Genomic DNA, 16,715 nt, shown 5'->3' with positions numbered 1-16,715 from the left:
CATAGGTATTAAATGTTATCGTTAAGTAAAAATTGGAATACTTTAATAAAGCCGAATAAAGTCGCTTATGAAAATTTTCCGGAAACCAATAATAAAGCTAAAATTGTAGTTGAACCTTTAGAAAGAGGTTTTGGTTTAACACTCGGTAATGCTATGAGAAGAGTATTACTTTCTTCTTTACAAGGAGCAGCTATCACTTCTATAAAGATCCCTGCTATAGAACATGAATTTTCTTCTATACCCGGTGTAAAAGAAGATGTATCGGAAGTGATTTTAAACATTAAAGGTATTGAAGTAAAAATGCATGTTGCGGAAAAACGTATCATCAAGTTAAAAGCAACAGGACCTTGTGTTATAACGGCCGGTATGATTGAAACAGGTCATGATGTAGAAATACTGAATCCGGATCATGTAATTTGTAATCTAGCTAAGAATAAGCAGCTCGAAATGGAATTAACCTGTAAGGTTGGTAAAGGATATGTACTTAGCACAAATAGTTATGAGGATAATTTACCTATTGGTGAAATAGCTATAGATGCTTTATTTAACCCAGTAAAGAGTGTTACTTATAAAGTAGAAAATACTAGAGTAGGTCAGGTTACCGACTATGATAAATTAATTATGTTTGTAGAAACTAACGGTGATTTATTACCTGAAATGGCTGTAGGTTTAGCTGCACGTATTCTACAAGAGCAATTACAATTATTTATTTCTTTTGAAGAACAGGAAGAAGATAAGCAAGTTAAAACTGATGCTTTACCATTTTCACCTTATTTACTTAAGAGAGTTGATGAATTGGAATTATCAGTTAGATCGGCAAATTGTTTGAAAAATGATAATATAATATATATAGGGGATCTAGTAAAAAGAACAGAATCCGATATGCTGAGAACTCCAAATTTCGGTAGAAAATCTTTAAATGAGATTAAAGAAATATTGGCAAAATTTAATTTAAGATTCGGTATGGATGTACCGGATTGGCCACCGGAAAATATTCAAGAATTATCTAAACGTTATGAAGATTCTTATAATTAAGGACTAATAAAAATGCGACATAAAATTAAAGGTAGAAAGTTAAATGTAACAAGTAGCCATAGGCAAGCAATGCTCGCTAATATGGCTGTAGCACTTGTAACCCATGAACAAATTAAAACTACTTTACCAAAAGCTAAGGAATTAAGACCTTACATTGAAACTCTAATTACTAAAGCTAAAAAAGCTGATTTAACGGTAAGAAGAAGCGTTTTATCAAAAATAAAAGATAAAAAAGCAGTAGAAAAGCTTATAAATATTTTAGGTACCAGATATAAAGATAGACCTGGCGGTTATACTAGAATAATAAAAGCCGGATTCCGTTATGGTGATTTAGCACCGATAGCATATATTGAATTTGTAGATAGAGATATTAATGCTAAAGGAAACATACAGCAAGATGCTAATGAAGAAATTAAAAATTAAAATATAAGGAACTCGGTAATGGCTAATCATTCTTCAGCAAAAAAAGCTGCTAGGCAAACAGTAAAAAGAACTCTAATCAATAAAAAAAGATCTAGTGCAATAAAAACTTTTATAAAGAAAGTTGTACATGAAATCAATCTTGGTAATAAAGAAAATGCTAACTTAGCTTTATCTGTTGCTCAGTCTAAGATAATGCAAGGTGTGAAAAAAAATATAATTAAATTAAATACCGCCTCAAGAAAAATCAGCAGGTTATCAAAACAAATAAAAAGTTTGAACGAAAGTAAATAACACTTTATAGGTAATTTAAAAGCAAGAGCTAATAAAATTTTGCTATAAATTACTTATGTATACTTCTTATTAATTATAAATAATGTTATTTTACTAATTAATAAAAAATATGGGCGATTAGCTCAGCTGGTAGAGTATCTCGTTTACACCGAGAGTGTCGGCGGTTCGAGTCCGTCATCGCCCACCAATCGAAAGTTTTTAGTATTTCAACGAAAACATCAAGCAATCTATGAGCCTTAAACTCAAGCTTTTCAGTCTTAAATGTTACAATAGTTAAACCTATCAAGAAAAACAGTATCTTTGTGAAATGGCATTATTAACTAAGTATATATTAGTTAATAATTTAATGCCATTGCAAGAAAATTACAAAGTAATTGACGAAATAATCTAGTAAAAAAATACTAAATTTTAGCATTTTTATTACTTTGTCTAAATTCCTACGTTCTTTACAGTTATAGTTTTTTGTTGCGTAGATCAGGAAGCACGCTTAGTGTCATGCAATAGACCTCTTCGGAAACTCTACTTCTAGAGGTAATTTGTACGTCGATCCTTACCACTCATCCTCACATACTAGTATGTACGCTCCAGTTTAAAGTGAAGTGTCTCTTTGCAAATTCCTCTCTAAATCCTCATTTCCGAAGAAGTCTAATAAAGTTTACGAATTCATTGACAAGAAGAAAACAAGGAGAGATTGTCCATTTAGACATTGATATAGCTAGGGTTAAATAAAAACGGTATGCTATTAATTTGTCATCCCGTGGCTTGACCCATAGTACCGGACAGTTTTTAAAAAGCTCTATATGTCATCCCTGCGAAAGCAGAGCGTTGTTGCATGGCTCAGCCTTGTCTGGTACTATAGGCTTGACACGGGATCCAAAACTTTTTAAGGTTTTCTGGATACCGGGAACAAGTCCCGGTATGACAGTTTATATCTTTTTTATCTCGCTGTAGTCGTAGTTACGTATTTCATTATAATATTACATTACTTGGCTATCTTTTTTGAAACCTGCGGTCAAGCGAGCTAGGATGATATGGGTGGAATCGATCCACGTAATAATTCTATATAGTGGTCAATAAGCCACGATATAACACTGAATAAATTTCCTGATTCATACGAGTTTTTAGAATCTTTCATATACAGCATAATTCATAAAGCTTGATACAAGCGAATTTTGGTACTATCGCCTTCGCTCACATGTTAATATACGCCTAGCTAGCTCGCCTTTAAATTTATCTTGTCCGGAACCTTTCTAAATTTTACTGTAATTCTTTTCCGCATTATTTATTACTTTTGCCGTTATTTTTACTAGCTTTTCAAATGTAGAGGAAAGAAATAGCAAAGTATAAATTGCAAGAGGAAGTAGAAGTTAAAGCAGCTAATAAAATAAAATGATAGTTGCTTAAATACAATTTAACCAAAGGTTATTAATATATTTAAAGTTAAAAAGCTATTTGTTATTGCAATTTTTTAATTTTTACTTTAATTATAATCAACCAATTATTAACAAAAATAAGAAATAACTTTTATGAAAGATTTAAGCTCTTGGAAAGAAAAGTTTGAAGTATGTGCTTACGCTAAGAAACTACTTAATAAACTCGAATATTTAAACACTAAAGTAAAAAATCCTGTCGATATAGAGGAAGTTAAAAAAGGTATTTTCTATGCCCGTAAATATCATGGATCACAAATGCGTCAGTCAGGCGATCCATATTATTCGCATCCGATTGAGGTGGCGATTATGCTTGCGGTGTTTGTAGCTGAAGAAGCCCCTAAGCTTTTTACTTCTAACATGATAAATGCTGCTCTACTTCATGATACTATTGAGGATACAGAGCTTACCGAAGAAGTCATAGCTACAATTTTTGGGCTAGAAGTTGCAAACCACGTAGAGGGTTTAACTAGAATCAAACCATATGGTAAAATTAGTGCCGAAGAGAGTTTAAATCTATTAATCAAACAAAAAAAACATGACACAGCTCTTATAAAATTGTTTGATCGAATACATAATGTGCAAACCTTAGGAGCTAAATCGCCTGAAAAGGCTAAAAAGATTATTGAAGAGACTTTAAAGTCTTTTTTGTTTATTCCAATCCTATTAGAAAATATAAGACTTGAAGATTATTTATATAAGTTATGTTATATTACTCTATATTCAGAGAAAGAATTTAATATTCAAGAAAATCTTTTTTAGCTTAATAAATTTTCTGCTCTTTCATTTTCTAGTTTTTCAAAATAATTTAACCCAAATCTGTATAAAATGATAAAAGGAAGAGCAAGAATTAATAATCCCCAATAAGTAAAATATTCTATCAAATAGATTAGACCAAAAGAGATTAGCAAAAACATTACAGTTCGTACTACAGCAAATGAAATAGTGGCACATCTAAAACGCTTTAGAACAGGAAAATGCTTATAAAACACTGGGGCAGCAGGAAATATTCTTACAGCAAATATTTGAACAAATAATTGTAATAATAATAACTGTGAAGGGGATTGCAAATTATTTAGCCAGTAAGGGTAAAATAAAAATACAGTAGTAAATATTGTCCAACGTATTTTTAAAATTTTTAGCGGATGTATTTTGTAGCTTAAATAACTGAGTATAATAGTAGCTACTAATGAAGTTATACCTACATTTAAATTATGACTAATAACCTGGTGAGCAGTATAATCAAATTTATTTTTTAATATTTCACCACTTTGAATAGATGAAAAATAAAAACAAATAGGACCTGTAGTTTCCAAGGGTAAATAAGCTAATATAGTTTTTATATTAAGCTTATCCTCATTTAAGATAGAAATATTAATATCATTTTTTTTAATACCTACATTTTCTAATTTATTTGTAAGTCTTTTTGTGGCGTCTGTAAACTCAGGTGTTTCTCTTAACCGAGTTCTAGCAACAGCTCCCACCATTGCTATAACAGCTCCAAATAAAAAAGCTAATCTCCAATTAAAACCGTGTGAAGTAGCAAGAGCAGCTACACCTAAAGCTGCTACTCCACCTATATTACCGAATACTTCGCATAAAGCAACCATAGGATACTGAATTGGAGGTTGATTAGTTTCTGTTATATATAATTCTGCTCCTACTATTTCACCTAAAGACGATATTCCTTGAACAGCTCGACATATAGTCACTATTACTGCAGCAAAGGCACCATATTCAGCATAAGTCGGTAAAGCCGACATAACAAGACAAGAACCTGCCATTAAAAAAGTTGTAATAACTACTGTGCTTTTTCTGCCTATCTTATCACCTAAATATCCAAATATTAAAGCACCGATTGGTCTAAAAGCATAAGTAGAACAAAACGAAAAAGCAGTTAAAAGAAATGCTGCATGTGCATCAAATTTAGGAAAAAATAATTCGTTAAGAAGAGAAGCCATGTGAATATATAACATCAAATCAAAATATTCTAATAAAGTTCCTACAGATAATAAACCTACAGCTTCTTTCTGTTCTCTTGTTAAGCTTCTTTGTTCTTTCTCATAGCCGAGCATAAATTCTTTACAAAAAATTAAATTGTAAAGAAATCTATACTGTTTTACATAAAAGTCAATAGGAATTTTCGCCTTATGCGATAAATAAGGAAATGAAGTGCAACTTACTATTAGCTTATTTTTACCTATTCATTAATGATATTAATAATATGATAATAAACTAATTGAGAGAAAAAAATATTTGTATGTCAATCCGGTACTCATATTCTCACATACTTTTTTTATATTACAGTGTGAGGTGAGGGTTTCCTCTTTATAAGATTAGCTTATGCAAGAGGTTTATTGATGATTTCCTATTTTACCTTATTAACCCTAAATCTTTTTTTGCAATTCTTTTTATATAATTATTTGGCGTATCTGTATTTTTATTAGAAATAGTATTGTTATTAATTAATTGTTTCCCGATTCTATTTACTATATTTTCTGTTCCGCTTAGATCTAATTTCTTTTTTAACTGTATCGTTTTATATTCCTTATGATCATTAGTATTTGTATTTTCAACTGCTTTTGTTAACACGCTTTTATGGGTAGTTATTTGCTCTGGCTGTTTATAAAAAGGATTATGTGTTCTATTTATATCTTTTAGTACGTCTACTATTATATTTTGTGATGTTATTTTTTTTGTATCAGCATATTCTAATGCTGTCCTTAGTGTTATTTCTTTACTAAGCTGGTTAAATCTTTGTTGTTTTTCTTGATCGTTAAATTTAAAGTAATTCTTATCTTGTAATAAAGCGGTTAATGCTTCAGTTTGAACAGCTTGTTTATATCCTATCTCTGCTAATTCTTGGATATTTTTATAATTACCTATATCTGTTTTTTGTTTTTCTTGATTAATATTATGGTTTAACTCCTTAATTAACTTTATTCTATCCTGAATCTGATTTACCGAATCTTTAGAACCTTTTAATGATTGTAATCCTATATTTATTGATGAAATTATTTGTGCTACACCACCACCGATTATAGCTGCAGATACCCCTGCTACGTTTACTATATTACTTATTCCGTTTGTTATAACCGATGCTATAAATAATGATTTGGTATTTTGAGTATTTTTACCTTTCGTTTGATTCGGATCATTATGTATATATAAATCATCTTTTAAAATATCTTTTAACTTCGGGTCAATTTTTAAAAGAGCTTGTTGTTTACTCAAATCGTCACGATGTTTTACTAATAATTTATTTTCTTGTGTAAGAAGACGTATCTTTCGAGTATGTACTACATCTATTATTGCTTTACCTACTATAGATGTTGCCATAGCAGCAGCTGATACAAACATAAACGGAGCTGTTGCTGGTGCTATAGTTGCCAGCATAATACTACTTGCTATTAATCCGAGTACACTAGCTGTGGTTTTATTAAAAAGAATCTTTCCTGTTATGTTACTTACTTTCTTTATATTACCTCATGTTTTTGAGGTCTTAATACTATTTAGAATATTAGAGGTTCTTGAGTTAGGTTGTGCTTTATGCTCACTATTTGGCTGTTGTTCATGGTTTTTTAAGGCGTTTGTGCCTCTATTCATTAATTTTTGTATCCGTTCTTGCTCTATTATATATAAATCATCTTTACTTTTTGCTGTTTCTTGAGAAATTATACGCTCCAAGTTACGCCTTTGTATAACTTCTATATCATCCATACTTCTAAATATTGGAGACCGCTTTTTAGGTGCTGTGTCTATATTATTATATGATGCCTTTTTTTTCTGTTCCTTTACAATATCTAAATCTTTTTCTAGTGATTGTGCATATTTATTTTCTTCTTCTATAGGTCTTGCCATTCTATTCGCTCTATTTGTATGCCTTTAATCTGTTTTAGAGTGCATTATAAATAATTATTAAAATTTGTTAATAGCTATCTATAACTAAATTACTTAAAATGCAAATTTAAGGTAAATCTTTATCATGAATTAGTGTTAATAGAACAAAGAGAGATAAATAATAACATAAACTAACTAAAAGTTATTGTATTATTAAAAAATTCATATATTAATTAAAATACAAAGCTATTTATTAATCATTATGTCAAATACAACTAAGTTAGAAAATCACTATAATAAATTGTTACAAGATATTATGCTTAAAACATTAGAGCAGAATAAAACTGTAGAAACCTATTTAATACAAGAAGATTTTAGTAGTGCTTTAGATGAGCTGCAAAAAATAAACGAAAAGCTTGAAGAATATTGTAAGGTTTTTTCTCTGCTTGAAATAATTAAAACTGAACTCTCTGAAGAAGATAAAGTATATAACTAATTTAATTTATATAAAAGGTGAAAGCCGCATTTCGCCTTTTATATTCAATAATAATTTCCTGCTTCAACTTCTAGCTTTTTAAAATGTGATATACCGAGGCTATAGCCTATAATAATAGGAATTACTATCATCAACAATCCTAAATTATTAAAACGTTCTGTTAAATAAACAAGCCCAAAAGAACTAATTACATACATAGCGGCTCGTGAAGAAGCATATATAAAGCTAGCATAGGTAAATCGTTTAAAAACCGGAAAACTTTTATAAAATATTGGAATTGCCGGAAATTCACTTGGAGAAAAAGTAACTACAATTAGTTGAATTAAGAGAATTTGCCAGCCTTGTGTTATATTATCTAATATTAATGGACTAAATAGAAGAAAAGTTAAAAATATTACTAATTGCGTTTTTAAAATTTTTAGTGGATGAAATTTATAGCATAAACACGTAAGTGCTAGTGCTACAAAAAATTCTACTATAGAAATAATGAAATTTTGATGTATTACTGCTTCAGCGGTATAGTGTAACGAATCTTTAAGTATATTACTACAATGAATATAAGCAAAATAGAACCATACCGGTTGTGCTAGTTGTATTAAAAAATAATAGATTGCAGTCTTCTTATTAACTTTTTCTTGCCATACAGGATTATTTTTTATCTTTGCTACATCAATTATATTACTATCTTTTATAGTTTCTTGTATTCTACGCTTAGCATCAACAAAATCCGGTGTTTCACGTAAAGTAGTCCTAGCAGCACTCCCTATTAAAGCAATTCCTGCACCTACCCAAAATGCGATACGCCAATTAAAGTCATAGGATGTAACTAAGGTTGCTACGCCCAGAGCAACAGTTAATCCTAAGCTGGCACATACCCCTACAAATGCTACGGCAGGAAAGCGTTTAGGAACTCCTACGGATTCCGTTAAATATAATTCTGCTCCTACTCTTTCTCCCATGGATGACATACCTTGCACTATACGGCATATTGTTACTATCCAAGCGGCACTAGCACCTACTTGGGCATAAGTAGGAAGATTAGCCATAACGATACAAGAAAACGACATTAAAATAGTGGTAATAATGACTGTAGATTTCCGGCCTATATTATCTCCTATCCAGCCAAATAATAAAGCTCCTAAGGGTCTAAAAACAAAAGTAGAACAAAAAGAAAAAGCTGCAAGAAGGCGATTAACGTGAGTATCATATTGCGGAAAGAAAAGCTCATTAAGTAGTACTGCCATATGAACATATAGCATAAGATCAAAATACTCTAAAAAAGTACCTATAGATAGTAAGCCTATAGCCTGTTTTTGTTCTCTATTTAAATTTTTTTGTTTTTTTTCGTATCCCAACACAATTTTTTCTAAAAAGTTAATTTATAGAAAGGTTATATTAAGAAGATTTAAAGTCAAGGGAAAAGTTACAATATTTTATTATTATACTTATTTAAAACTTCTTTGACTAATGAAGTTGTTATTTTTCTTTTGGAAATTAAAGCAAAATAGTTAATATTTTCTAATATTTCTATAATTTTAGAATATTCCCTAGGTAAATTTACTAAAAGAAAATCTATTACTTGTCCTGATATTGTTACCGAAGAAATAGAAAAATGCTTAAATATTAGAATTTTGATTAATTCATCATCAGGTGAGTTTAATACAATACTAAGTACTGATTTAATACGTGAAGATAAATCGGGTAAAGTAAAATTTCTGCTTTTATTAGATGAGGTAAGTAAAAGATATTTTTGTTTTTCGTTAATAATATTAAATATATGAAATAATGCTGGTTCTTGCCAGTTTTCAATATCTTCAATGATAAAAGCATTATATTTTTCTAAAATTTCTTCATTAAAAAAAATATCTTTAATAATATAGGCACTGCTTAAATTTTGCCATATTTTGGTTAAATAAGTTTTTCCTGACGAAGAAGGTCCTTTAATTAATAAAGTAAATTTATAAGGATTAACGCCAAAGTTGTACTGCCAATTTTTTATAATATTATAAGCTTGCTCGTTAGAACTAGAAACAATAAACTCATCAGGATGATATTTATTAGAAGTAGTAAAACGAAATATATATTGCTGCATGGCTTGGTTTTTTTGTTGTCATCCCGTGATTTATTCACGGGATCCAGTTAAAAATACTAATAATATTAGTATTTTTAGTTGTTTTACTGGATACCGTGGACAAGCCACGGTATGACACCCAGCAGGTTTTCCAAGCCATGCGGGCAACGCCGCTTTTAACTAGGAATGACATCAATCGCTTTTTAAAAATCATACAACAATCTTATCTTTAGCCGTCTATTCGATAGAATTTGCTAGATTTATAAAATTTAATTAGATTTAGAAGTAAAATTTTTGTAATACCTGCAATCGGTATAGCAAAAAATATTCCAATAATTCCAAATAAACTGCCGCAGGCAAAAATCGAGAATATAATCCAAAGAGGATGCAACCCTATTTTATCACCGATAATTTTAGGTGATAAAATATAAGACTCACAAATATTCCCAACTAGATAAATTATCATTATATATAGTAATTTGGTAGTTACACCAAAAGTTAAATAGCCGATAATTAGAGTTAAGAGAAACGATATAAAAGTACCAAGGAAAGGAATAATAACTAAAAATCCTGTTAAAATGCCAAGTAAAAGAGCGAGATCAATACCTATTATAGTAAATGCAATACTATAATAAGTAGATAATAATAAGCAAATATTTAGCTGTCCTCTTATGTAAGCAGATAACAGATTATTAATTGCCGATAATATTTCAAGGATTTTCGGTCGGGTTTTTATAGGTAATAATGATTTCATATTTGCAATAATTTTAGCCCAATCACGTAGGAAGTAGAATAATATTATAGGTATAAGCAAAAATAAAACAAATATGTTAATAGTAATAATGGTATAACGCCAAAAATTATTAGCAATACTGCCAAGTATAGTAAATATACTATTTATAAAATTGCTTAAAGAATTCTTCATTTTATCGGCAATATCAGGTTCTATCGAATAAATTTTTGCCATTATAGGCGGTAATATTTCTGCTTGTAAATAATTTTTATATTTTGGAATATTATTTATAAAAGTAAAAATTTGTCCATAAATTATCGGCACTAAAATAGTTAAGCTTAAGAAAAATATGCTCAAAAATATTAGATAAATTATGCTTGATGCAAATTTATTTGATATTTTAAATTTTGATGCGATAAAACCTATAGCAGGTTGTAGTAAGTAAGATATTATAAATGCGATAAAAAATGGTTTTACTGCGTCTGAAATTAGCATAAAACCGCTTATAAAAAGCCCTAAAAAAACTAGCCAAAATATAGCGGTTCTATTCATATTATTTTTTCCATTTTCTATACTTCGACGCAATTTCAAAAAGAGCAAGGAGTTCACAAGACGAGGAACGAAAGCCGTTACTTAAACGTTCAGTACCGCAGAACTTGTAGAACGACGTAGCCAATTTTTGAAGTTCTATCTTAGTATTAAGATTTTTTAACTACTTGTACGGTAGCCGGGCGAAGCAGTCTATCCCTAATTTTATATCCTGATTGCATTAAAGTAATAATGCTATTCGGTGCATGATCAGGATGTTCTATCTGCGAAATTGCATTATGTAAATTATAGTCGAACATTGATCCTATTTCTGGCTTTATTTCTTCAATATGATGTTTATGAAAGATTTTGTCCAGTTCATCTTTAGTCATCTGAACGCCTGCAATAATATTTGTGACTTCTATATCAGAATTTGCCGGTTTATGTGCTAGTGCTCTTGAAAGATTATCACTAACATTTAGTAGTTCTTTAGCAAATGTAGCAATTGCATAATCTTTTGCTTCGTCACGTGCTTTTTCTAAACGTTTTCTTGTATTGTCTATTTCGGCAGTAGTTCTAATTAGTTTGTCTTTTAGCTCTTCAATTTCTGCTTTTAACGCTGTTATCTCCGGATTTGCCGTTTCAACTATCTCTTCAGCAATATCATTTATTGTGTGTTCATTATTTTCTATATTATCATCTATCATATTATTTACTTTATATTTATATTCTTTTTTGAGATATATATAGATATAATAAAAAATCTAAATTTTTCAATGGTATAGTTGTTTAATTTGAAAAATTAAACTTCGTCTACTACTTAATTTTTACCTATGGAGTACAAATTGTATTATGAGACAGTCAGGAAGAAAAAGCAACCAATTACGTCCTATTTCATTAGAATTATCACCTCTTGTTAATGCGGAAGGTTCATGCCTTATTAAAATCGGTAATACGCATGTAATGTGTAGTGCTACTTGCGAAACTACCGTACCGCCGTTTTTACGAGGGCAGAATCAAGGTTGGATTACTGCTGAGTACGGCATGCTCCCAGGCTCTACATCCCAGCGTATTAAAAGAGAAGCGGCACAAGGGAAGCAAGGCGGAAGAACCCAAGAAATACAGCGTTTGATAGGAAGAAGCATGCGATGTGTAATTGACCTAAAAAAACTCGGTGAGAGGCAGATTATTATAGATTGTGACGTTATTAATGCCGATGGCGGTACTAGAACGGCAGCGATAACAGGAAGCTACGTAGCATTACACCTTGCTATTAGATCATTGATGAAAAAGAGAATTTTAAAGGTAAATCCGTTAATTAGTCAAATTGCAGCTGTTTCCTGCGGGATATATAAAGGTGAGGCGATACTAGATTTGGATTATTTAGAAGATAGTGATGCTGAAGTGGATAGTAATTTTGTATTTGCAGGTAATGGTAATTTAATCGAAGTGCAAGGCACGGCAGAGAAAGAACCTTTTTCCGAAGAGCAGTTTATAGCAATGTTAAAACTTGCTAAAGGTGGCGTAGCAGAATTATTTAAACTACAAAATCAAGTATTGCTTGGGGCTTAGAGATGTTGCTACACCCGCTGTCATCCCGTGGCTTGACCACGGGATCCAGGAAAAAGCGAGATAAATCGAGCTTTTAGTTTTAAAAACTTATTATATTTATTTAATTACTGGATACCGTGGACAAGCCACGGGATGACAATAGCAACGTTTTTTGATCCACGCAACCAAGCTTTCGCCAGGATTATTTAAGTATACGAATTGTCTTGGTCATCAAAAGCAATATGTTCACCTGATAATATAATTATCTTATCTCGATTGGTATTATTTATAAATACCTTATGATTAAGATCTGTTACTTTAACACTACTATGTGGTCCTAAGATTAATTCCTCAACATTACCTAGGCTTTTAAACATGACCCGCTGATTAGCTCCAATTGTTATTTTATCTGGGGATATGTTAATATTTGCTGTTCTATTTTTTTCGATAAAAGTAATAGTTCTATATTTGGGATCGTCCATATTTTCCTCTTTAAATGAATTTTAAGTTGTAAAATCATTACTACAATATTTCATATACTACTTCAATTAAAAATTTTTTAATTCAGCCCTTTACTCAATTTATAATTGTTATTATAATACGTTTTTTAAATTTAAGCGGCTATGGCATTAAGATTATATTATTGTCTAATATGCCTTATAATTGTTTTTGATATTAATAAGGTACATGCCTCGGCATGGTTGTTAGAGCAGGGAAGATATAGATATATTGTAGGTGGTAATAAAGTTAATAAGATATCAAAAAACGAGAAAAAGCAAAGAGAAGAAGCCGTTTTATACATACGTCAGAGGTTAGTAGCTCTACAAGAATATCTGAAAATGATAAATAATTCAGGTCTTCGTGCAAAAATCTTGCGACAAATAAAAAGATTAGAGCAGAAGATAGTAGAATTATCATCTTACCAAGATGAGCAATTTGTAAATAGTAGCATAGAATACGGTATTACCGATAATCAGAATATAGGGATACATTTTTTGTATAAAGAAGATAAATTTTTGAATGAAAAAAACATAAGCACGGATGCTTCTATTTACTATAAATTAAAGTTATTTGAAGATAACGATTTTGTTATTTCGGCTCAGCCTAAAATTTTGATGAGTAAGAGTAAAAAACTTAAAGAAGATTTTTTAGGAGAAGTATCATTATTAATGGGAATGTCTAAAAATATCCGCTCTGTTACTATCTTTAATCAAAATGTATTTAGCCTTGGACATTCAATTAATAATCTCTCTTCTCGGAAGATGTATTATAATTTTTCTACTTGCGAGGGAATTAAATTTAAAAACGGCATGATGCTTACTAGTTTTACAAAATACCATACTCGGCAAAATTACGGTTATGTATATGATAGTTCAGTTTATGAACAGTTAGGAATTGCAAAGATAATTAATTTCGGTAAAGAGAATAGAAATTCATTAACGGCTCAAATCGGTTATTTTTGGGACTATAGTCTTTCAAATAAGAAATATAAAATATCAGGAATAAATTTTTCAGCATGGTTAGATGTATAAATGAAGATATAATATTGCAGATAATTAAAGATAAAAACTTATTAGATAAAGAGCAGATTACTAATTTAAAAACTATTATTGAAGAAGCAATTATCGATAATGAGATAATGATTGATATATTATATGAAAATAAAATATTACCGCTAATAAGCAATATTTCTTATATTAAAATTTATAATTATTCTTGTATACAAGCTTATGTAGTGAATGGTTATTTTATATATGAAGATGCTTATGGTAATAAAATAACTGCTATAAATGATCTAAAAATATTGTTTAGTAATAATAATATTTTTAGACCTATAATGCTAATCAAGAAATATTATTTTTATAAATTATTAGAAAAAAATTTCGCTCATTTAACTAGTATCAAAGCAAAATATGCTCTTGGATTTAAAGTTGGACCGATTATTGCTAAGAATATTAATTATACCAATAAAGTAATAATATTTTTCGTCGTGTTTATAGCCACATTGATTTATCTGCCGGTTTTATTTCATGTTGCTAATAATATAAGCTATTGTTTGCAAAATATTTTAAAATCTCTGTTATTTATAAGGGCAGTAAGAGAATCGTCTTCGGTACAAACGTCATTCTTGTACTCCTCTATGTCATTCCTGCGAAAGCAGGAATCCAGTCAAACCTATAAAAAACAAGTTTTTTATGGGTTTATTTTATCAAGAATATGTAATTTTTGTACTAAGATTAAGGTTATTTTTCTGGATTCCCGCTTTCGCGGGAATGACATGAGACTCTACATAGACGGCAAAGCAAGTAGTACTCAAAATCATAAGGCGAACTCACAAATTTCTCAGAATGAGGAAAAAGCTTTACCGGTTTATACAGTTTTAGTACCGTTATATAAAGAATTAAGTAAGTTAAGGTCAATAATTAAAAATATTTCATTAATTAATTATCCAAAAGATAAGCTAGACGTTAAAATTATTATTGAAGATGATGATTATCTAATGATTAAAGAAATAGCCTTATATAATTTACCGTCTTATTTTCATGTTATACTTGTTCCGAAAAGTCTACCAAGAACTAAACCGAAGGCTCTTAATTATGCTTTAGAATATTCACGTGGTGAGTATCTAGTAGTATATGATGCTGAAGATAAGCCCGAAGCTGATCAGCTAATTAAAGCTCTAGAAATGTTTAGAAACTTGCCTCTAGAATATGCTTGTCTTCAGGCTAAGCTCAATTTTTATAATAAAAATGAGAATATTTTAACCAAAATGTTTAATATAGAATATAGTTTATGGTTTGAATATATCTTGAAAGGATTAAGTTTATTAAAACTTCCTACCCCTCTTGGTGGTACTAGTAATTATTTTAAAACGGATATATTAAATAAGCTTGGCGGATGGGATGCTTATAATGTAACGGAAGATGCCGAGCTTGGTATAAGAATTTACTCACAGAACTATAAAGTAGCTATCCTTGATTCCTATACTCTAGAAGAAGCTCCGAATAGTTTAGGTAATTGGCTAAATCAAAGATCACGTTGGATTAAAGGTTTTCTGCAAACATTTTTTGTATTTAAAGCACAAAAAGATAAATACCGAAAATTTACTTTATTGCAAGTAATAACAATTTATATTTTTATCGGCTTATCTACCTATAATTTTTGGAGTTTACCTTTTATAATATTTTCTATTGTTATAAATAAAAATTCTATAATTAATTATTTATGGCTTGTTAATAGTATTTTTTCGCTTTTATATCTTTATAGTACTGCTCTGTATATATTAAAGAATTCTTTAAAAAGCGGAAAAGTAAAATTTCAGGATATAGTAGCTTTGATCTTATGGGCTAGTTATTTTATATTACATACCGTAGCTTCATATAAAGCAGTATTTGAAATAATTTTCTGTCCTTTCAAATGGAGCAAAACTAAACATGGAGTTAGTTTAGAAAATTTTGATGAACAATAGACCTCTTCGGAAATTCGCTTATAGGGAGGAGTTTGAAGGAGACACGGAACGCAGAACCGCAGCGTACATACTAGTACGTGAGGATTCGAGTACCGGATCGACGTACAAATTACCCCTAGAAGTAGAGTTTCCGAAGAGGTCTAATAGGATTTTTACTATGAATTATTACCATATCAAACGGCAATCAAGAGTTTGCGTATTGAATCCTCATAAGTTGTTTGTTCACCCTATGAGGAGGTTAAGATATTACTTCCCTGAATGTTATATACAGGAAAGAGATAGTATTGAGGATTTGCTGCAAAGTCAATCTGATATACTCATAATTCTATCAAGTGATCAATATATTAAACTACCTGAGGATATTAGACAGCAAGGACTTGCTGATTTACCGGAAGACGGCTTTTTGTTAAAAACTTTACCTTGGAAAGGAAAAATCCTCTTAATAGCTATAGGAGGCGGTTTACCGGGTCTTATTTATGCTGTCAATGAATTAGGTGATAATTTTATAAAGTCGGAAAGGGATAATTACATAATTCCAAACCTAGATATTATTCAAAAACCTGCATTACCGTATAGAGTTTTTTGGACTTGGGATCACAGTACTAATTGGTATTTGAATCAAGGCGGAAAGCAAGAACTTGGATGTTTTAATAATTATATGAAACCTTCAAACGGTTTTTTAGAAGATTATAAACGCTTAATCGATTTTATGAGTCTTAATCGTATTTCAGGGGTTACAATATACGGTTTTTTACGTGATAATCATGGAGGAATTAAGGCGGCTCAAGAACTTTGTAACTACGCAAAAGAACGCGGAGTTCGTATTTTACCGGGCGTGGGAATTAACG

16 protein-coding genes, 1 tRNA gene and 1 pseudogene are annotated in these 16,715 nt (G+C 30.2%); 10 read left to right on the top strand and 8 right to left on the bottom strand.

Annotated elements, in window-relative coordinates:
• Positions 1-12 precede the first annotated feature (12 nt).
• From H6P87_RS05230 to H6P87_RS05210, 5 genes are all read left to right on the top strand, one after another.
• The gene (locus H6P87_RS05230) at positions 13-1,035 is read left to right on the top strand and encodes a DNA-directed RNA polymerase subunit alpha (protein ID WP_202068892.1); all 1,023 of its coding nucleotides are present in this window, start codon (positions 13-15) and stop codon (positions 1,033-1,035) included.
• Between the two features lie 12 nt (positions 1,036-1,047).
• Positions 1,048-1,458, top strand: a complete 411-nt coding sequence (rplQ, locus tag H6P87_RS05225; RefSeq protein WP_014409457.1) for a 50S ribosomal protein L17 — start codon at positions 1,048-1,050, stop codon at positions 1,456-1,458.
• Positions 1,459-1,476: 18 nt separating this feature from the next.
• Positions 1,477-1,749, top strand: coding sequence for a 30S ribosomal protein S20 (gene rpsT / locus H6P87_RS05220; RefSeq protein WP_202068891.1), 273 nt, complete (start codon positions 1,477-1,479; stop codon positions 1,747-1,749).
• Between the two features lie 111 nt (positions 1,750-1,860).
• Positions 1,861-1,936: transfer RNA gene (locus H6P87_RS05215), tRNA-Val, on the top strand.
• A gap of 1,339 nt (positions 1,937-3,275) precedes the next feature.
• Positions 3,276-3,941 carry an HD domain-containing protein gene (locus H6P87_RS05210; protein WP_202068889.1) on the top strand — a complete coding sequence of 222 codons (666 nt, stop codon included), beginning with the start codon at positions 3,276-3,278 and terminating at the stop codon, positions 3,939-3,941.
• Here H6P87_RS05210 and H6P87_RS05205 read toward each other — a convergent pair.
• The 3 genes from H6P87_RS05205 to H6P87_RS05195 form a co-directional block, all read right to left on the bottom strand.
• Positions 3,938-5,254: an MFS transporter gene (locus tag H6P87_RS05205; RefSeq protein WP_202068883.1), complete on the bottom strand. Its 1,317-nt coding sequence runs from the start codon at positions 5,252-5,254 to the stop codon at positions 3,938-3,940. The two genes, H6P87_RS05210 and H6P87_RS05205, sit on opposite strands and share 4 nt — an antisense overlap.
• A 298-nt stretch (positions 5,255-5,552) precedes the next feature.
• The gene (locus tag H6P87_RS05200; RefSeq protein WP_246437805.1) at positions 5,553-6,575 is read right to left on the bottom strand and encodes a hypothetical protein; all 1,023 of its coding nucleotides are present in this window, start codon (positions 6,573-6,575) and stop codon (positions 5,553-5,555) included.
• 90 nt (positions 6,576-6,665) lie between these two features.
• A complete protein-coding gene (locus tag H6P87_RS05195; RefSeq protein WP_246437803.1) occupies positions 6,666-7,040 on the bottom strand; it encodes a hypothetical protein in 375 nt (124 codons plus the stop codon).
• A gap of 241 nt (positions 7,041-7,281) precedes the next feature.
• On the opposite strand from H6P87_RS05195, the gene H6P87_RS05190 reads away from it, so the two are divergent.
• Complete coding sequence (locus H6P87_RS05190) at positions 7,282-7,515, top strand: hypothetical protein (RefSeq protein WP_202068881.1); 234 nt, start codon at positions 7,282-7,284, stop codon at positions 7,513-7,515.
• Between the two features lie 44 nt (positions 7,516-7,559).
• Here H6P87_RS05190 and H6P87_RS05185 read toward each other — a convergent pair whose 3' ends face one another.
• The 4 genes from H6P87_RS05185 to grpE all read right to left on the bottom strand — a co-directional run bounded on the left by H6P87_RS05185 (position 7,560) and on the right by grpE (position 11,554).
• On the bottom strand, positions 7,560-8,873 hold the full coding sequence (locus H6P87_RS05185) for an MFS transporter (protein ID WP_202068879.1): 1,314 nt from the start codon (positions 8,871-8,873) through the stop codon (positions 7,560-7,562).
• A gap of 65 nt (positions 8,874-8,938) precedes the next feature.
• Positions 8,939-9,607 (bottom strand): HdaA/DnaA family protein, encoded by a 669-nt coding sequence (locus tag H6P87_RS05180; protein ID WP_202068877.1) that lies wholly within the window; start codon positions 9,605-9,607, stop codon positions 8,939-8,941.
• Positions 9,608-9,815: 208 nt separating this feature from the next.
• Complete coding sequence (locus H6P87_RS05175) at positions 9,816-10,871, bottom strand: AI-2E family transporter (protein WP_202068875.1); 1,056 nt, start codon at positions 10,869-10,871, stop codon at positions 9,816-9,818.
• 146 nt (positions 10,872-11,017) lie between these two features.
• Complete coding sequence (gene grpE, locus H6P87_RS05170) at positions 11,018-11,554, bottom strand: nucleotide exchange factor GrpE (protein WP_202068873.1); 537 nt, start codon at positions 11,552-11,554, stop codon at positions 11,018-11,020.
• A gap of 145 nt (positions 11,555-11,699) precedes the next feature.
• Between grpE and rph the strand changes: the two genes are divergently transcribed.
• Positions 11,700-12,419 (top strand): ribonuclease PH, encoded by a 720-nt coding sequence (gene rph / locus H6P87_RS05165; protein ID WP_202068871.1) that lies wholly within the window; start codon positions 11,700-11,702, stop codon positions 12,417-12,419.
• Positions 12,420-12,604: 185 nt separating this feature from the next.
• Here the strand turns inward: rph and H6P87_RS05160 are convergent, their stop codons facing one another.
• On the bottom strand, positions 12,605-12,880 hold the full coding sequence (locus tag H6P87_RS05160) for a hypothetical protein (RefSeq protein ID WP_202068869.1): 276 nt from the start codon (positions 12,878-12,880) through the stop codon (positions 12,605-12,607).
• 513 nt (positions 12,881-13,393) lie between these two features.
• Between H6P87_RS05160 and H6P87_RS05155 the strand changes: the two genes are divergently transcribed.
• The 3 genes and pseudogenes from H6P87_RS05155 to H6P87_RS05145 form a co-directional block, all read left to right on the top strand.
• Positions 13,394-13,930: a hypothetical protein gene (locus tag H6P87_RS05155; RefSeq protein WP_202070139.1), complete on the top strand. Its 537-nt coding sequence runs from the start codon at positions 13,394-13,396 to the stop codon at positions 13,928-13,930.
• A complete protein-coding gene (locus tag H6P87_RS05150) occupies positions 13,915-15,867 on the top strand; it encodes a glycosyltransferase family 2 protein (RefSeq protein ID WP_202068867.1) in 1,953 nt (650 codons plus the stop codon). Before H6P87_RS05155 ends, H6P87_RS05150 begins: the two co-directional genes overlap by 16 nt.
• Positions 15,860-16,027, top strand: a pseudogene (locus tag H6P87_RS05145) (palindromic element RPE1 domain-containing protein); the annotation flags it as partial. The gene H6P87_RS05150 and the pseudogene H6P87_RS05145, both read left to right, overlap by 8 nt.
• Between the last annotated feature and the right edge of the window lie 688 nt (positions 16,028-16,715).

This window comes from Rickettsia tillamookensis (genome assembly GCF_016743795.2).
Classification (GTDB): domain Bacteria; phylum Pseudomonadota; class Alphaproteobacteria; order Rickettsiales; family Rickettsiaceae; genus Rickettsia; species Rickettsia tillamookensis.
This window is presented reverse-complemented; position numbering and strand designations above follow the sequence as displayed.

Bases quoted from the DNA above. Each gene is read 5' to 3' on its own strand.
- H6P87_RS05205 (WP_202068883.1), bottom strand. From the start codon at position 5,254: ATGCTCGGCTATGAGAAAGAACAAAGAAGCTTAACAAGAGAACAGAAA.
- H6P87_RS05210 (WP_202068889.1), top strand. From the start codon at position 3,276: ATGAAAGATTTAAGCTCTTGGAAAGAAAAGTTTGAAGTATGTGCTTAC.
- H6P87_RS05150 (WP_202068867.1), top strand. From the start codon at position 13,915: ATGGTTAGATGTATAAATGAAGATATAATATTGCAGATAATTAAAGAT.
- H6P87_RS05180 (WP_202068877.1), bottom strand. From the start codon at position 9,607: ATGCAGCAATATATATTTCGTTTTACTACTTCTAATAAATATCATCCT.
- grpE (WP_202068873.1), bottom strand. From the start codon at position 11,554: ATGATAGATGATAATATAGAAAATAATGAACACACAATAAATGATATT.
- rph (WP_202068871.1), top strand. From the start codon at position 11,700: ATGAGACAGTCAGGAAGAAAAAGCAACCAATTACGTCCTATTTCATTA.
- rpsT (WP_202068891.1), top strand. From the start codon at position 1,477: ATGGCTAATCATTCTTCAGCAAAAAAAGCTGCTAGGCAAACAGTAAAA.
- H6P87_RS05200 (WP_246437805.1), bottom strand. From the start codon at position 6,575: ATGCTGGCAACTATAGCACCAGCAACAGCTCCGTTTATGTTTGTATCA.
- H6P87_RS05160 (WP_202068869.1), bottom strand. From the start codon at position 12,880: ATGGACGATCCCAAATATAGAACTATTACTTTTATCGAAAAAAATAGA.
- H6P87_RS05175 (WP_202068875.1), bottom strand. From the start codon at position 10,871: ATGAATAGAACCGCTATATTTTGGCTAGTTTTTTTAGGGCTTTTTATA.
- H6P87_RS05230 (WP_202068892.1), top strand. From the start codon at position 13: ATGTTATCGTTAAGTAAAAATTGGAATACTTTAATAAAGCCGAATAAA.
- rplQ (WP_014409457.1), top strand. From the start codon at position 1,048: ATGCGACATAAAATTAAAGGTAGAAAGTTAAATGTAACAAGTAGCCAT.
- H6P87_RS05190 (WP_202068881.1), top strand. From the start codon at position 7,282: ATGTCAAATACAACTAAGTTAGAAAATCACTATAATAAATTGTTACAA.
- H6P87_RS05195 (WP_246437803.1), bottom strand. From the start codon at position 7,040: ATGGCAAGACCTATAGAAGAAGAAAATAAATATGCACAATCACTAGAA.